The sequence below is a fragment of the Halolamina sp. genome, assembly GCF_036626355.1.
Taxonomy (GTDB): Archaea; Halobacteriota; Halobacteria; order Halobacteriales; family Haloferacaceae; genus Halolamina.
Genome location: NZ_JAZKRY010000010.1, coordinates 1 through 13793, shown reverse-complemented (window position 1 = coordinate 13793; position 13793 = coordinate 1). Strand labels below are relative to the sequence as shown.

At 66.2% G+C, this 13793-nt stretch carries 18 protein-coding genes and 1 pseudogene; 16 read left to right on the top strand and 3 right to left on the bottom strand.

The annotated features are described in order from the left end of the window. Positions 1–76 precede the first annotated feature (76 nt). The 3 genes from V5A38_RS02790 to V5A38_RS02780 all read left to right on the top strand — a co-directional run bounded on the left by V5A38_RS02790 (position 77) and on the right by V5A38_RS02780 (position 2547). Complete coding sequence (locus V5A38_RS02790; RefSeq protein ID WP_332324224.1) at positions 77–1402, top strand: ATP-binding protein; 1326 nt, start codon at positions 77–79, stop codon at positions 1400–1402. A gap of 117 nt (positions 1403–1519) precedes the next feature. Beyond that, a complete protein-coding gene (locus tag V5A38_RS02785; protein WP_332324223.1) occupies positions 1520–1678 on the top strand; it encodes a hypothetical protein in 159 nt (52 codons plus the stop codon). 44 nt (positions 1679–1722) lie between these two features. Continuing rightward, the gene (locus tag V5A38_RS02780; RefSeq protein ID WP_332324222.1) at positions 1723–2547 is read left to right on the top strand and encodes an MBL fold metallo-hydrolase; all 825 of its coding nucleotides are present in this window, start codon (positions 1723–1725) and stop codon (positions 2545–2547) included. Positions 2548–2721: 174 nt separating this feature from the next. Here V5A38_RS02780 and V5A38_RS02775 read toward each other — a convergent pair whose 3' ends face one another. Next, positions 2722–3678 carry a DUF5787 family protein gene (locus tag V5A38_RS02775; RefSeq protein ID WP_332324221.1) on the bottom strand — a complete coding sequence of 319 codons (957 nt, stop codon included), beginning with the start codon at positions 3676–3678 and terminating at the stop codon, positions 2722–2724. A 173-nt stretch (positions 3679–3851) separates the two neighbouring features. Between V5A38_RS02775 and V5A38_RS02770 the strand changes: the two genes are divergently transcribed. The 9 genes from V5A38_RS02770 (at position 3852) to V5A38_RS02730 (ending at position 9962) form a co-directional block, all read left to right on the top strand. Then, entirely contained in the window at positions 3852–5084 is a 1233-nt protein-coding gene (locus tag V5A38_RS02770; RefSeq protein WP_345786268.1) for a translation initiation factor IF-2 subunit gamma, read from the top strand. Further along, positions 5081–5467 carry a twitching motility protein PilT gene (locus V5A38_RS02765; protein ID WP_332324219.1) on the top strand — a complete coding sequence of 129 codons (387 nt, stop codon included), beginning with the start codon at positions 5081–5083 and terminating at the stop codon, positions 5465–5467. Before V5A38_RS02770 ends, V5A38_RS02765 begins: the two co-directional genes overlap by 4 nt. A 1-nt stretch (position 5468) precedes the next feature. Continuing rightward, positions 5469–6050, top strand: a complete 582-nt coding sequence (locus tag V5A38_RS02760) for a DNA-directed RNA polymerase (RefSeq protein ID WP_332324218.1) — start codon at positions 5469–5471, stop codon at positions 6048–6050. Continuing rightward, positions 6050–6247, top strand: coding sequence for a transcription elongation factor subunit Spt4 (gene spt4, locus V5A38_RS02755; protein WP_332324217.1), 198 nt, complete (start codon positions 6050–6052; stop codon positions 6245–6247). The genes V5A38_RS02760 and spt4 overlap by 1 nt, the downstream gene beginning before the upstream one ends. 1 nt (position 6248) lies before the next feature. After that, on the top strand, positions 6249–6779 hold the full coding sequence (locus V5A38_RS02750; protein ID WP_332324216.1) for a DUF359 domain-containing protein: 531 nt from the start codon (positions 6249–6251) through the stop codon (positions 6777–6779). A 137-nt stretch (positions 6780–6916) separates the two neighbouring features. Next, positions 6917–7249, top strand: a complete 333-nt coding sequence (locus tag V5A38_RS02745; protein ID WP_332324215.1) for a 30S ribosomal protein S24e — start codon at positions 6917–6919, stop codon at positions 7247–7249. Between the two features lie 6 nt (positions 7250–7255). Beyond that, entirely contained in the window at positions 7256–8851 is a 1596-nt protein-coding gene (locus V5A38_RS02740; protein WP_332324214.1) for a bifunctional N(6)-L-threonylcarbamoyladenine synthase/serine/threonine protein kinase, read from the top strand. Positions 8852–8931: 80 nt separating this feature from the next. Beyond that, positions 8932–9222, top strand: a complete 291-nt coding sequence (locus V5A38_RS02735) for a DUF5808 domain-containing protein (RefSeq protein WP_332324213.1) — start codon at positions 8932–8934, stop codon at positions 9220–9222. 113 nt (positions 9223–9335) lie between these two features. Next, positions 9336–9962 carry a non-canonical purine NTP pyrophosphatase gene (locus tag V5A38_RS02730; protein WP_332324212.1) on the top strand — a complete coding sequence of 209 codons (627 nt, stop codon included), beginning with the start codon at positions 9336–9338 and terminating at the stop codon, positions 9960–9962. A 37-nt stretch (positions 9963–9999) separates the two neighbouring features. On the opposite strand, the gene V5A38_RS02725 is transcribed toward V5A38_RS02730, so the two are convergent. After that, a complete protein-coding gene (locus V5A38_RS02725; RefSeq protein ID WP_332324211.1) occupies positions 10000–10131 on the bottom strand; it encodes a hypothetical protein in 132 nt (43 codons plus the stop codon). 643 nt (positions 10132–10774) lie between these two features. Here V5A38_RS02725 and V5A38_RS02720 point away from each other — a divergent pair. Beyond that, positions 10775–11245 (top strand): GNAT family N-acetyltransferase, encoded by a 471-nt coding sequence (locus tag V5A38_RS02720; RefSeq protein WP_332324210.1) that lies wholly within the window; start codon positions 10775–10777, stop codon positions 11243–11245. Positions 11246–11254: 9 nt separating this feature from the next. Here V5A38_RS02720 and V5A38_RS02715 read toward each other — a convergent pair. Beyond that, positions 11255–11831, bottom strand: a pseudogene (locus V5A38_RS02715) (hypothetical protein). Between the two features lie 369 nt (positions 11832–12200). Between V5A38_RS02715 and V5A38_RS02710 the strand changes: the two are divergent. The 3 genes from V5A38_RS02710 to V5A38_RS02700 all read left to right on the top strand — a co-directional run. Continuing rightward, on the top strand, positions 12201–12809 hold the full coding sequence (locus tag V5A38_RS02710; RefSeq protein ID WP_345786267.1) for a metal-dependent hydrolase: 609 nt from the start codon (positions 12201–12203) through the stop codon (positions 12807–12809). Positions 12810–12850: 41 nt separating this feature from the next. After that, complete coding sequence (locus tag V5A38_RS02705; protein ID WP_332324209.1) at positions 12851–13240, top strand: cupin domain-containing protein; 390 nt, start codon at positions 12851–12853, stop codon at positions 13238–13240. A gap of 174 nt (positions 13241–13414) precedes the next feature. Continuing rightward, positions 13415–13793: DUF3830 family protein (locus V5A38_RS02700; protein WP_332324208.1), on the top strand; the 379-nt coding region annotated here is incomplete at its 3' end.

Below are 13793 nucleotides of genomic sequence, written 5' to 3'. Positions count from 1 at the left end.
GACAGGTTTGGGCCCCAGCGCTACCCATCCGGCTACTCCGACGGTCTTAACCCCCTCCGCCTGCTACAGTTTTGGGATGACTGAGCCGGCCCTAGACGTGGTCGAGTTCCTGCTGACCGCACACACCTACACCGAGGAGGAGGAGTTGGACGAGGGCGACCTCCCTCCGCGATTCCGGCAGGTGTTCTGGTCGGATGGAGCCATCGAACGTCCGCTTGCTGTAACGCAGGACCGCGCCCGTACCGCTACTAGCGTCGACCACCCGTGGGACGCGGTCTCCGACCTGCTGTTCACCCAGCGGACGGAGTTCTCCGGAGAGATATCGCTCACCCAGCCCGGGATGGCCCTCGAGTGGTATCTGGACCGAATCGAGGACGACCGACTACTGGCCAACCCGACCTTAGCCTTCGCCGCCCGCGATCACGACGCGGTCGAGGTGACTCGACAGGAGGCTCGCGACGACAACCAGCCCGTCCAGGCCGACCGCGTCTGGATCGATTCGCTGCTCGGTGAGTATTTCGACGACGAGGACGACGCCGAGATGCTGGACCTGGTCCACATCAAGGCGCCCGAGGAGATCGAGATGACGCTCAACGACCTCGTCCTGACGGACGACCAGAACGACGAGGTCGACAAGATCGTCACCGCCATCGAGAACCGGGACTACCTCGCCAGTATCGGTCTGCGTGAGATCGGGAAGATCCTCTTCGTCGGCCCGCCGGGCACGGGGAAGACAACCGTCTCCCGCGCGCTCGCCCACGAACTCGGCCTGCCGTTCGTCGAGGTGAAGCTCTCGATGGTGACGAGCCAGTATCTGGGAGAGACCGCCAAGAACGTCGAGAAGACGTTCGAGGTCGCAAAGCGGCTCTCGCCCTGTATCCTCTTTATCGACGAGTTCGACTCCGTCGCCAAGACACGGAAAAGCGACGAGCACGCCGCACTGAAGCGCGCGGTGAACACGCTGCTGAAGAGCATCGACGACATCTCGCTGGTGCGCGACGAGGTGCTGACGGTGGCGGCGACGAACCACCCAGACCAGCTCGACGCCGCCGCCTGGCGGCGCTTCGACGAAGTCGTGAACTTCCCCAAACCCGACCGACAGATGCGGTCGGATATTCTCCAGATCGTCACCCGGGAGATGGATATCGCGGATTTCGAACCCGACGAGGTGGCCGAGCAAACCGAGGGACTGACCGGGTCGGACCTCCGGATGGTGCTCCGGGAGGCAGTGCTGCAGGCACTGACCGAGGGTCGTCGGACGCTCCAGCAGCACGACGTGATGGACGCCGTGCAAGGGTTCGAGGAGCGGGACAACCTGAAGAACATGGACATGATCGACGGCGAGGGTGCGGCGGTCAGCGACGGCGGGCATTCCTCGCACGATCACGACCACGACCACTGAGCCGACTGCGGCGCTGCCCCCTGTTCTCGGGAGCGTGACGCACTCTCCCTGCCGGGAACGGCTCGACGACGCCTGACCGGGGCAACCAATTTGGTGCTCGCCGCCACACTCATACGTATGTCCGAGAGCATCAACACGCGGACCAAGTGCCTGAAGTGTGGCTTCGAAACGCCGGGAGACACCGGGGACTGGGCGAAAGTCGAACTGCCGTCGCTCGGGTCGGTCACCCAGTGCCCGGAGTGTGGCAGCACGAACACGACACAGCTGCGCAGGTAGCGAGCCGCGAACACTAAGGGAGCCGGCCCCCCTTCTCGGGCTGAATGCGCGTCACCCTCCTCGGCACGGGCGACACAACCGGGACGCCCACTGTCGGCTGCCATTGCGAGACCTGTGAAACGGCCCGCGAGCGCGGCATCGAACGCTCGCGGTTCTCGGTCCACGTCCAGAACGAGCGCACCGGCAAGAGCCTCCTCGTGGACGCCTCACCCGATTTCCGCCAACAGTTCCTCGCCGCCGACGCCCCGCTTCCCGACGAGGCCGTCATCACCCACATCCACTTCGACCACCTCGACGGTCTGGGCAACGCCTACCGACTCGTCGACCGGCTTCCGGTCCACGCCGCCGCCGAACCCGACCCCGTCACCGGTCAGAGCGTCGCTGCGGGCGTCGACGAGCGCTACGACTACCTCGACCAGGTGACGGTTCACCCGCAGTCGCCGCTCTCGGCGTTCGAGGCCTGCGGTTTCGAGCTCACACTGGTTCCCGTCTCCCACCCGCCGATGGTCTGTTACGGGCTGGTCGTCGAGGACTCGGAAACGGGGGCCAAGCTCTCGCTCTCGGGCGACACGAGCTACGACGTCCCCGAGGAATCCCGTGAGGCACTCGCTGAGCCGGACCTCTTTCTGGCCGATGCCATCGTGCCGGCGTCGCTCTGTGAAAAGCATCCCCACGGCGGCAGCCATCACGACGAGAACGGCGTCCCGCGCACGTTCGGCACGAAACACATGACCAGGGAGGGCGCACTCCAGATGGGCGAGGAACTCGACGCCGAGGAGACGCGGCTGGTCCATCTCGCACACTACTACCCCGCAGACGAGGCGTTCTCGGAGCCGCTAGCCGTCGACGGCGAAGTGTACGAGCTCTGAGCCGCTAACCGTCGACGGCGAAGTGTGCGAAATCTAAAACGGGTGACCGGTTCACCCGCCAGCACCGCTATTCGTGATTCTGAAGCCCGAGCACAGCCTCGAGGAGCACAGTCGGGTTGACCCGATCGCTGGAGGACAACTGGGTTCTGGAGACGGAGCTGGACTCAGGAGGGGCTATCCGAACCGGTCCAGCCCGGCCTGCTCGCGCGCAACGCCCGCTGGCTCGCGGAGCCAGGGCGTTCGGTCGTCCCGGAGCGCGTCGAGGTCGATATCCGGCGTCTCGTCGGCCTCGTAGCCGGGGCAGTCGGGACCGCAGTCCGTAGCCGGGTCGACCACCTCACCGTAGAACCCGCAGGCTGGCAGCCCATCACTTGTTGCCGAGCACTGGGTACAGCCGGGGAACGCGTACGTCCGCCAGCCCTTCCCCCACGCGCGCTCGGCGATGCGGCGGCGCTTGCGCGCTTTCTCCGCAGGCGAGACGAGTTCGACGTCGGTCCGGAGCGGCCGGTCGGCGACGGGCTCGACACCGGGGTCGGCGACGGCCAGCGGCGACGGCTCGCGAACCGTTTCGCGCTCGCCGGTCTCGGGGTCGAATCGCCAGACGCCAACTGCGTCGGGGAGCCGGTTCAGGTGTGCGCCAGTGACGTAGCTCCCGGTGGCCAGCCAGAGCTCGTCGAACAGGCCGAGCGCGGCGTCGAACCGGAGCTGCTGCTCCAGGTCGCCCGGGGTCCCAAGGTCGGGCTTGTTCTCGACGCCGACGAGGCGGTCGGCCCAGTCTGGGTAGCGGGTGGTCTGCCGGACGTACGTGCGGCCACCCCGGCGCTCGCGCTCGAAGAAGCCAGTCTCGACGGCGCGCTCGACGACACTCTTCGCGCGGTCCGGGCCGCAGTCGAGCGCGTCGCCGACGGCTATCGCCTCCCCCACGCCGGCGTCACTCTCGATCGCCAGCGAGGGGATGCGCTCGGCCGTGATGGCCGCGCGCTCGGTGACGCCATCGCTGGGGACGACGCCGACGATATCCATCACGCGGGCGCCAGGTTCGGCGACCGCGGCGCCGAGCTGGCGGGCGACCACCCAGTCGGTGGTCCGCTCCAGGTCGGCCGCGAGCGCGAGTTCGAAGGCGAACTCCACAGTGGTTTCTGGGCCTGTGTGGTGAAAAACACGTCTCCCCGCGCCGACGGACGCCACTAACCAGGCATCGGGCTGCCACGAAACCGCGTGCCGCACCCGAGGCGGGGAGAACAGCAACTTTATCACTCGTTCGGGGCGAATTTCCCGGTAGGATTCCTCTCAGGAGGCAAATGGTGAGCGAGAACCCAACACAACCGGAGGTGAACATCGGACTGGTCGGCCACGTAGACCACGGGAAGACCACACTCGTGCAGGCACTGAGTGGTTCGTGGACTGACAAGCACAGCGAGGAGATGAAACGCGGTATCTCGATCCGGCTTGGCTACGCCGACACGACGCTGCGGCGCTGCCCCGCCGAGGAGGTGCCGGAGTGCTACACCGTGGAGGAATCGTGCGAGGAACACGACGTCGAGACCGAGCCCGTTCGCTCGGTGTCGTTCGTCGACGCGCCGGGCCACGAGACGCTGATGGCGACGATGCTCTCGGGGGCGGCCATCATGGACGGCGCCGTGCTGGTCGTGAGTGCCACCGAGGACGTGCCCCAGGCACAGACCGAGGAGCATCTGATGGCGCTGGACATCATCGGTATCGAGAACGTCGTCATCGCCCAGAACAAGGTCGACCTCGTCGACAAGGACCGGGCGATGGAGAACTACCGGCAGATCCAGGAGTTCGTCGAAGGAACCGCCGCGGAGGACGCCCCGGTCGTGCCCATCAGCGCCCAGCAGGAGGTCAACATGGACCTGCTCGTCGACGCGCTGGAGTCGGAGATTCCGACGCCGGCCCGTGACCCGGACGCCGACTCTCGGATGTTCGTGGCGCGAAGCTTCGACATCAACAAGCCGGGGACGACCGCCGATTCGCTGCTCGGCGGCGTCATCGGCGGGTCGCTCGTCCAGGGAACGCTCTCCGACGACGACGAAATCGAACTCCGCCCCGGCCGCGAGGTCGAGGAGGGCGGGCAGAGCGAGTGGCGGCCGATGGAGACGACGGTTCGCTCCATTCAGGCGGGCGGCAACCCGGTCGAGACCGCTTCGCCGGGTGGCCTGCTCGGTGTGGGGACGGGGCTCGACCCGTCCTACACGAAAGGCGACTCGCTCGCAGGGCAGGTCGCCGGGAAGCCCGGCACGCTGCCGCCGACGCTCGAGTCGTTCGAGATGGACGTCGAACTGCTCGACCGCGTGGTCGGGGAGAGCGACGAAGTCGAGGATATCTCGACGGGTGAGCCGCTGATGCTCACCGTCGGCACCGCGACGACCGTCGGCGCCGTGACGAGCGCGCGAAGCGGCGAGTGTGAGGTATCGCTCAAGCGACCCGTCTGTGCGGAGCCGGGCGCGAAAATCGCTATCAACCGCCGGGTCGGCGCGCGATGGCGACTCATCGGTATCGGAACGCTGCAGGAATGAGGAGAACGGCGGTGCTCGACACGAACGCCCTGATGATGCCGGTCGAACTCGACATCCGCGTGTTCGACGAACTCGACCGGCTGCTCGGGGCGTTCGAGGCTGTCACCCCCCACGCGGTGCTCGAGGAGCTTGAGAACCTCCAGGCGGGCCACGGGGAGGAGGCCACCGCCGCAGCAGTCGGCCGCGATCTGGCCGACCGCTGCACCGTCGTCGACACCGACGCATCGTACGCGGACGACGCCGTCATCGAAGTCGCCGAATCGGCCGAAGGCGAGGTGTACGTCGTCACGAACGACCGCCCCCTGCGTGACCGGCTGCTTGCTGCAGGCGTTGACGTAATCGGTTTAAGGGGGCGGAACACACTGGCGATAACGAAAGCTTAGCATGTATAAACGGGTACGACTCAAGGACACGGTCGAGGTGCCGCCGCGGAACCTGGCCGACGTGACGGAGGAGCGGGTGCAAGCTCTGCTCCAGGACAAGCTGGAGGGACGCATGGACGAGGACGTTGGGAGCGTCGTGAGCGTTATCGATATCCACGATATCGGTGACGGCGCGGTGCTTCCCAACCGACCTGGTGTCTACTACGAGGCGGAGTTCGACGCCATCACCTACGACCCGGATATGCAGGAGGTCGTCGACGGCACTGTCGTCGAGGTGGTGGAGTTCGGTGCGTTCGTCGGGATCGGCCCCATCGACGGGCTGCTCCACGTCTCCCAGATCTCGGACGAGTATCTCGCCTACGACGGCGAGAACCAGCAGCTCTCCTCGTCGGAGTCCGACGCCACGCTGGGCGTCGACGATGCGGTCCGGGTCCGCATCGTCACGAAGAGCATCGACGAGCGCAATCCACGTGATTCGAAGATCGGCCTCACCGCCAAACAGCCCGGCCTCGGCAAGCACGAGTGGCTGGCTCAGGAGTACGAGCAGCGCCACGAGGACGAGGCCCCAGCGGGTGATGACTGATGGCTGAGACCCGTCTCGCCTGTCGGGAGTGCCACTACGTCAACGACCCCGATAGCCAGAGCTGTGACTACTGTGGCTCCTCCAGTCTCACCGAGGACTGGGCGGGCTACGTCATCATCAACCATCCCGAGGAGAGCGAGGTGGCCGACGAGATGGAGGTCACCGAGCCCGGCAGCTACGCGCTGAAGGTCCGGTAAGGTGCTCACCCTCCCGACGGAGCTCCGCGAGGAGCTCAAGGAACCGTTCGGCCCACTCTACACTGACGCTGAGACACTCCTTTCTGAGGCTGGCCGCCCGATTATCGCGGTCGGCGACGTCGTTACCTACCATCTCCGGACCGCCGGCCACGAGCCCCACGTCGCCGTCGTCGACGGCCGGACGAAACGCGAACGGGTAACCGAGGAGGTGCGCGCCGCCGTCGAGTCGACGGACGGGCGCCGCATCGAACTGATCAACGAACCCGCCCAACTCTCTCGAGAGCTGCTCATCGAACTGCGGGACGCTGTCGAGCACGAGGAGAACACGTTACTGCTGGTCGAGGGTGAGGAGGACCTCGCGACGCTGCCAGCCGTGCTCGCCGCGCCGCTGGACGGGACGGTCGTGTACGGCCAGCCCGACGAGGGGATGGTCGCGATTCCCGTCACAGACGAGACCCAGTCGGAGATGCGTGACCTCCTGGCACGGTTCGACGGTGACGCGACGGCGGCACTGGCGACGCTCGGCTACTGACCGGCGTTCCCTCCTTCGGTCCGGGCCGTTTCGGGGCACCACCAGCGCCACCGACTCTCCCGCCACGCCGGAAATCCACCGGACGCGCCCTTCGAAATCCTTTTGCCGTTTTCCGGCGCATTTACGGGCAACTGACCATGGAGATCGAGATCATCAGCGAAGACGAGAATCCGATGCTGCACCGTACCGACGTTCGATTCGGGCTGAAACACGACGAGGCTACGCCCTCCCGCCTGCAGGTGCGTGACAGCCTCGCTGCGAAACTGGACAAGGACTCCGACGAGGTCGTCGTGCGCAAACTCGACACCAAGTTCGGCATGCGCGAGACCATCGGCGACGCGAAGGTGTACGAGTCGCCGGACGACGCCCGTGACGTGGAGCAGGACCACATGCTCGAGCGCAACAAGATCGAGGCCGCCGAGGAAGCGGGCGAGGACGTCGAGGAAGACGACGAAGACGACGAAGAGTAACGCCGCATGCGCGTTCTGGGTGTCGAAGGGACTGCCTGGTGTGCAAGCGCCGCCGTCCACGACACCGAAACCGACGAGACGTTCATCGAATCAGACGCCTACGAACCCGAGAGCGGCGGCATTCACCCGCGTGAGGCCGCCGAACATATGGGTGAGAGCATCCCGCGTGTCGTCGAGACCGCCGTGGAGTACGCCGACGCACACGGGGGGATCGACGTCGTCGCCTTCTCACAGGGACCAGGGTTAGGCCCGTGTCTGCGCGTCGCCGGCACGGCCGCGCGTGCGCTGGCCGGCAGCCTCGACGTCCCGCTGGTCGGCGTCAACCACATGGTCGCCCATCTGGAGATCGGGCGCCATAGTGCCGGCTTCGATTCGCCGGTCTGTCTGAACGCCTCGGGGGCGAACGCCCACCTGCTGGGCTATCACGACGGCCGGTACCGCGTGCTGGGCGAAACGATGGACACCGGCGTGGGCAACGCCATCGACAAGTTCACCCGCCACGTCGGCTGGAGCCACCCCGGCGGACCGAAAGTCGAGGCCGCCGCGACGGACGGCGAGTACATCGAACTTCCCTACGTCGTCAAGGGGATGGACTTCTCCTTCTCCGGCATCACGAGCGCCGCGAAAGCCGCCGTCGACGAGGGCAGGCCGGTCGAGGACGTCTGTTTCTCACTCCAGGAGCATCTCTTTGCGATGCTCACAGAGGTCAGCGAGCGCGCGCTCTCACTGACCGGGAGCGAGGAACTCGTCCTGGGCGGCGGCGTCGGGCAGAACGACCGCCTCCGTGAGATGCTCGCCTCGATGTGCGAGGAGCGCGGCGCCGAGTTCCACGCGCCCGAGTCACGGGTGCTCCGGGACAACGCCGGGATGATCGCGGTGCTGGGCGCGAAGATGGCCGCCGCTGGCGACACGATTTCCATCGAGGAGAGCGCCATCGACCCGAACTTCCGGCCCGACGAGGTGCCCGTCACCTGGCACGAAGGAACGTCCGTCGCCGCCCCGACCAGCCTGAGTGGGCCCCAGCGCGGGGCAGAGGCCGTCGTGGAGATTCGAGATGGGACAGTGGTGAAACGACGGCTACCCAAGAACTACCGCCACGAGGAGCTCGACGCGACGCTGCGGCGCGACAGAACCGTGCTCGAGGCGCGGCTGACAAGCGAGACGCGCCGACACGGGGTGCCGACGCCGCTGGTCCACGATGTGAACGTGCCCGAGGCGACGCTGACGCTCCAGCACGTCGGCGAGCAGGACCTCGCTGGCGGACTAACAACCGGGCGGACCCGGACGCTCGGCGGCTATCTGGCGACGCTCCACGACGTCGGCGTGGTCCACGGCGACCCGACGACGCGGAACGTCCGAGTCAGTGAAGATCGGCTCTATCTCATCGATTTCGGCCTCGGCTACTACTCGGGCCATCCGGAGGACCACGCGATGGACCTCCACGTGTTCGAGGGCTCCGTCGCCGGCACCGCCCCAGAGCCCGAGCCGCTGATTCAGGCGTTCGAAACAGGGTACGAGGCGAAAGCGGGCGAAGCGAGCGACGAGGAGGAATCCGTCCTCGCCCGGCTAGCCGAGGTGCGCGGACGCGGGCGATACCAGTAACTCCCACGGCGAGCCCCAGCAGCATCGGCCATCGGTTCGCGGTCCAAAACGATTTATCGGGGCCCGCCTACGGTATCAGTATGGCAAACGACGAGAGCACGAAGTCCCAGTCCGGCGAACTGTTCGGCATCCCATATAACTTCAAGCGACCGAGCGTCGGCCGGATGCTCTCCGCGTACTGGCAGCCCGGCGAGGGGATGCTGGTGGAGAAACCGTTCGGCGTCGGCTACACGCTCAACCTGGCCAACTGGCGGTCGTGGATCGTCCTGCTGGTCGCCGCCGCACTGGTCTGGCAAGAGAGCACGCAGGAGTTCGAAGAGGCAGAGGAGTCAGGGGACGAGCCGGTCGAAGTCATCGTCGACGACGACTGAGTGAGTCGGCTGGTACTGCCCTGACCCGCTTCGCGGTCGGTTCGGTCGACCGACACCGAGCCGTCCGTTCGAACCGCACCCTTCTTTCCTGAACCCCGTCGAGGAGTCAGTAGATGCTGCGCTACGTCACGACCAACTCCGGGAAAGTGCGCGAGGCAGAGGCGTATCTCGACGAGGGCTCGGTTGCCCAGTTCGATTACGACTACACCGAGATCCAGAGCGACAACCTTCGGGAGATCGCCGCCCGGGGCGCGCGCGAGGCCTACCGCTACGCCGGCGAGCCGACGCTCGTCGACGACGCCGGGCTGTTCATCCGCGCGCTGGATGGGTTCCCTGGCCCGTACTCCGCCTACGTCGAGGAGACCATCGGCGTCGAGCGCACCTGGGAACTCGCGAGCGAGGAGGAGGACCGCGGCGCCGCGTTCCGCTGCGTGCTGGCCTACTGCGACGGCGAGGGGTTCGACGCCTCGCCCGACCCTGTCGACAAGGACGACCGGGTCGCGGCTGCGGCGGCGGGTCCAGATGGTGACGAGGAGACAGAGACGCTCCCAGTGAAGCTGTTCGAGGGGCGAGTTCGGGGGACGATGGTCGAACCCCGCGGCGAGGGCGGGTTCGGCTTCGATCCCATCTTCGAGCGCAACGGGGCAACGTTCGCGGAGATGGCCGCCGAAGAGAAGAACGCCATCTCCCACCGCGGGCGGGCGTTGGCAAAGTTCGCGGAGTGGTACGCCGAGCGGTAGGTGGCAGTGTGAGACAGCTCACCGCTGTGAGAATCGACTATCCGGCGGTCGGCTCCCGTGACGTCCCGGCTGTCTCTTCGTCAGCCACAGCGCCTCCGGTCCGGAGCAGGTAGCCGATAGAGAACATGGTGAGAGACACCATCGCGACGACGCCGAGCACTTTGGGCAAGGGATTGAACCAACACCCGGCAGGAAACACATGGCAACGTCACCGGGGTCACCGCTCAGGACGCCTGTGGCGTAGCCGAGCATCGCCGTAGCCATCGCCGCCATCGTGACCGCGCCGACAACAGCGAAGACGGCCCCGACGCGGGGCAGCCAGCCTCCCCGGTCGTTCAAACTGGGATAGAACCCGAGCAACCCGATGAACGCAGCAGTCCAACTGGCACCGACCAGCGCCTGGCTGAATGCCGCAGGCTCTGTACCCGAGGCCATATGACCGGCCACCAGTGCCGTATCAACGACGAAGAACCCGCCGCCGATCAGGAACGCCATCGCTCGTCACTGTGCGAGTGATTCCCACCGCCATGTGCTAATATTTGATATGTATGGCACAGATCAGCCGCTATCATATTAAGGATATATCGTACTATCGATGTTTATGCGGAGGCTACAGCCGAGTGCTGGTGTGCAGTTGCAGCGTGGCTATCGGTGCTGTATCGCCACGTCGACGAGTTGTTGCGCAGTACCGACCGGCGGTCCACAGATGGGTCCGGATACCGAAATCGTGTGTTTTCACCGACTGGAAGAGGCTGTGAGAGCGGTATCCACACCGGCGGGTGCTTTTTACCAACCGGCGTCACCGTCCCGATATGCAGATCCGTCCGCTTCGGGAGTCCGAGGTACCGACGCTCGTCGACGAGCTCTGGACGCCGTTCAGCCGGGGGATGGCCGAACACGACCCCTACCACGAGCTGGTGGACGAGTTCCGCGAGGACACCATCGAGTACCGACGCGAGCGCCTCGGCGAGGAGGGGCGAATCGACCGGGTCTCCGTCGTCACCGACAAGTTAGTGGGCTACGTCACTGCCGAGTTCCAGGAGACGCCACCAGTGTTCGCCCACGAGGACACCGTTCACATCAACGAGCTCTACGTCCGTCCCGAGTTCCGTCGCGAGGGAATCGGCGTCGACCTCCTGGCGCACGCTGAATCCTGGGGCGAGGATCAGGGCTGTGGCTACGCCACGCTGAACGTCGACCGCTGGAACGAGTCGGCACAGACCCTGTATCGAGCGGAGGGGTTCGAGGTGAAACGCTACAACATGCGGAAGCCGCTCGATTAAGCCGCGGAACTACGCCCGCGGGTCCTGGTCCGGCCCGGGGTACTCGCCGCCGACGATTTCGGGGTAGAGCTTCGCGGGGTCGAACAGGCTCCCGAAGGCATCCGGCGGGCGGACCGACGTCTCCACACGGTCCCGAATCAGCGTGTTCCCCGTCGCACTGGTCAGTCGGTCGTCGAAGGAGAGCACGTGCATCGCGCCGCCGTGGTAGGCCGACGCCAGTGCGGGGTGATCCTCTGCTGGCTGGTCGACTGGTTCGCGCAGTTGTTCGGCGCGTTCGCGCCAGTCCGTCGCCAGGCCGGGGGTGGCGAGCCGTTCGATCACCGCTTCGGCGTCGTCGAGTAGCGGGTCGCTCGCAACGAGCGTGAGCCAGGAGTGGCCCCGAACGTAGTCCAGACACTCCCGAGCGGCGCCGTCGACGAGCAGGTCCGCGGCGAGTACGTCGCTGTCGGCGACGATACGGGCCGGCGACGGCTCCGGAGGGCTGGCATCACTCATCCCGGACCTCCGCGAGCGCCTCGGTCACGTCGCCCTCGTCGACGTCGAACGCAGCAGCGCGGACGAACAGCGACTCCCAGCGTTCAGGCATCGGTGGATACTTGCGCTGACGCGATATGCCTGTTGCGGGTCACACTCGAACACCTCCTCGGCGTCATCGGCGCGAATCGTCGCCGTATTTTCCCAGTATACTCCACAGAGAGGAACGAAAAAACCGACCGAGTACGGAGGGGTATGCCACAGAAATGCTGGGCGTCTGACGTAGCTTTACCCGTGGCGAGCGATTGGTTCTCAGTGGGCACACCCATTTACCGTTCTCGCAGTCGTGTGCCCACTCCCTGGGACAAGGCCCGACCGTCGACCCCTCACCTCTCCCCCCGGCGACGGTTCGGGCATCGTCCACAGTTTTCCCGGGAGCAGCATGGAGGTTATCCCCGACCATCACCTACGAATAGAGATGATGGCCACGACACACGCGCTGGCGGGCTTGCTGTTGGTTATCCCCCTCGCAGTGGTCGCACCCGAGTTCACCGTCGCGGCGGCCGTCGCCGCCATCGCTGGCGGGGTATTCCCCGATATCGACATGCCCTGGGCCCACCGCCGAACGCTCCATTTCCCCGTGTACTACAGCATCGCTGCAGCCATCGGCGGCGGCGTCGCCCTCCTCGCCCCCACGTCGGCGAGCGTCGCCGCGGCGCTGTTTCTCGGCTCCGCCGCGCTCCACTCGTTGAGTGACGCGTTCGGCGGCGGCCTGGAGCTCCGCCCGTGGGAGGGGAGCTCCGAGCGAGGGGTGTACAGCCACTATCATCGACGCTGGTGGCGGCCGCGCCGCTGGGTTCGCTACGACGGTGCACCGGAGGACGCCGCGCTCGGAATCCTGCTCGGGGTTCCACCGGTACTCATCTTTGAGGGGCACGTCGAACTGTTCGTCATCGGGGCCGTGGCACTGGGGCTTGGCTATGCAGCGATTCGGCGGCCGATGGTCGAGTGGACACAGCGGCTCGTCGACAGTCTCCCCCCCGAACTCCTCGACCGGTTACCGGACCGCCTCGTCGAGGATTTCCGCTGACAGCCGACGTGTTTTTCCCCACCTGCGACGGTGGACGCGGTATGGACACGGTGAATCTGGCCGAGGCATTCGACTCCTTCGAGGAGACCTGGTCGCCGCGGCTGGCCGCAACGCTCAACCGACAGGAGCTGAAGGTCGCGAAGCTCTCGGGCTCGTTCGTCTGGCACAGCCACCCCGAGGCCGACGAACTGTTCTGGGTCGTCGACGGCGAGCTCACGCTGGAGCTTCGCGGCGAGGCGGACCAGCAACTGTCGGCCGGGGAGTTGGGTGTCGTGCCCGCCGGCGTTGCGCACAAACCAGTGTCGGACGAAGGCGCCGAAGTGGTGCTGTTCGAGCCGGCAGGAACGGAGAACACGGGCGACGCAGACGCTCAGGAGCGAACGAGCGAGGTGCTGGAGCTGGAAACGGTCTCGCGGGGGGCTGTGGAGTAGGTCGACCCTATCTGAATCCTTGGCGTGATCGCCGTGCTGGTCGCGGCTCCTGGGGGTGAGAACAGGGGCGGCATGGCAACCGGGGAGCGGAGGCTGGAGTTCCAGCGGTGTTGGGGGGTCGGTAGCATCGCGATCACCGAAGGAGCCAAGCGAGTACCGCGTCAGGCTGCCAGCATGGTACGATTGGAGCTTACCGTCGGCGGAAATCAGTACAGCGGTAACCTGTTGGACGAGGCTGCGCCGGCGTCGGTCGAGGCGCTGGAAACGTTTCTTCCTCACGAGTCCGAACTCATGCACGTTCGCTGGAGCGGCCACGCCGTCTGGGTGAACATCGACGAGGTGGCGCTCCCGGAGCTCCCCCGGGAGAATCACACGGTCTACCCCTCACGGGGCGACGTCTTGCTCTACCCTGGGTATCGGAACGAACAGGAGATCCTGCTCGCCTGCGGTCCAACCTGCTTCAAGAGTCCCGCCGGAGAGCTTGCGGGGAACCACGTCGCGACGCTGGATGCGAGCGCCGAGGAGCTGCGGGAGCTCGAGGAACTGACGCTGC

Bases quoted from the DNA above. Each gene is read 5' to 3' on its own strand.
- V5A38_RS02790 (WP_332324224.1), top strand. From the start codon at position 77: ATGACTGAGCCGGCCCTAGACGTGGTCGAGTTCCTGCTGACCGCACAC.
- V5A38_RS02785 (WP_332324223.1), top strand. From the start codon at position 1,520: ATGTCCGAGAGCATCAACACGCGGACCAAGTGCCTGAAGTGTGGCTTC.
- V5A38_RS02780 (WP_332324222.1), top strand. From the start codon at position 1,723: ATGCGCGTCACCCTCCTCGGCACGGGCGACACAACCGGGACGCCCACT.
- V5A38_RS02765 (WP_332324219.1), top strand. From the start codon at position 5,081: ATGAGGAGAACGGCGGTGCTCGACACGAACGCCCTGATGATGCCGGTC.
- V5A38_RS02760 (WP_332324218.1), top strand. From the start codon at position 5,469: ATGTATAAACGGGTACGACTCAAGGACACGGTCGAGGTGCCGCCGCGG.
- spt4 (WP_332324217.1), top strand. From the start codon at position 6,050: ATGGCTGAGACCCGTCTCGCCTGTCGGGAGTGCCACTACGTCAACGAC.
- V5A38_RS02745 (WP_332324215.1), top strand. From the start codon at position 6,917: ATGGAGATCGAGATCATCAGCGAAGACGAGAATCCGATGCTGCACCGT.
- V5A38_RS02740 (WP_332324214.1), top strand. From the start codon at position 7,256: ATGCGCGTTCTGGGTGTCGAAGGGACTGCCTGGTGTGCAAGCGCCGCC.
- V5A38_RS02735 (WP_332324213.1), top strand. From the start codon at position 8,932: ATGGCAAACGACGAGAGCACGAAGTCCCAGTCCGGCGAACTGTTCGGC.
- V5A38_RS02730 (WP_332324212.1), top strand. From the start codon at position 9,336: ATGCTGCGCTACGTCACGACCAACTCCGGGAAAGTGCGCGAGGCAGAG.
- V5A38_RS02720 (WP_332324210.1), top strand. From the start codon at position 10,775: ATGCAGATCCGTCCGCTTCGGGAGTCCGAGGTACCGACGCTCGTCGAC.
- V5A38_RS02710 (WP_345786267.1), top strand. From the start codon at position 12,201: ATGGCCACGACACACGCGCTGGCGGGCTTGCTGTTGGTTATCCCCCTC.
- V5A38_RS02705 (WP_332324209.1), top strand. From the start codon at position 12,851: ATGGACACGGTGAATCTGGCCGAGGCATTCGACTCCTTCGAGGAGACC.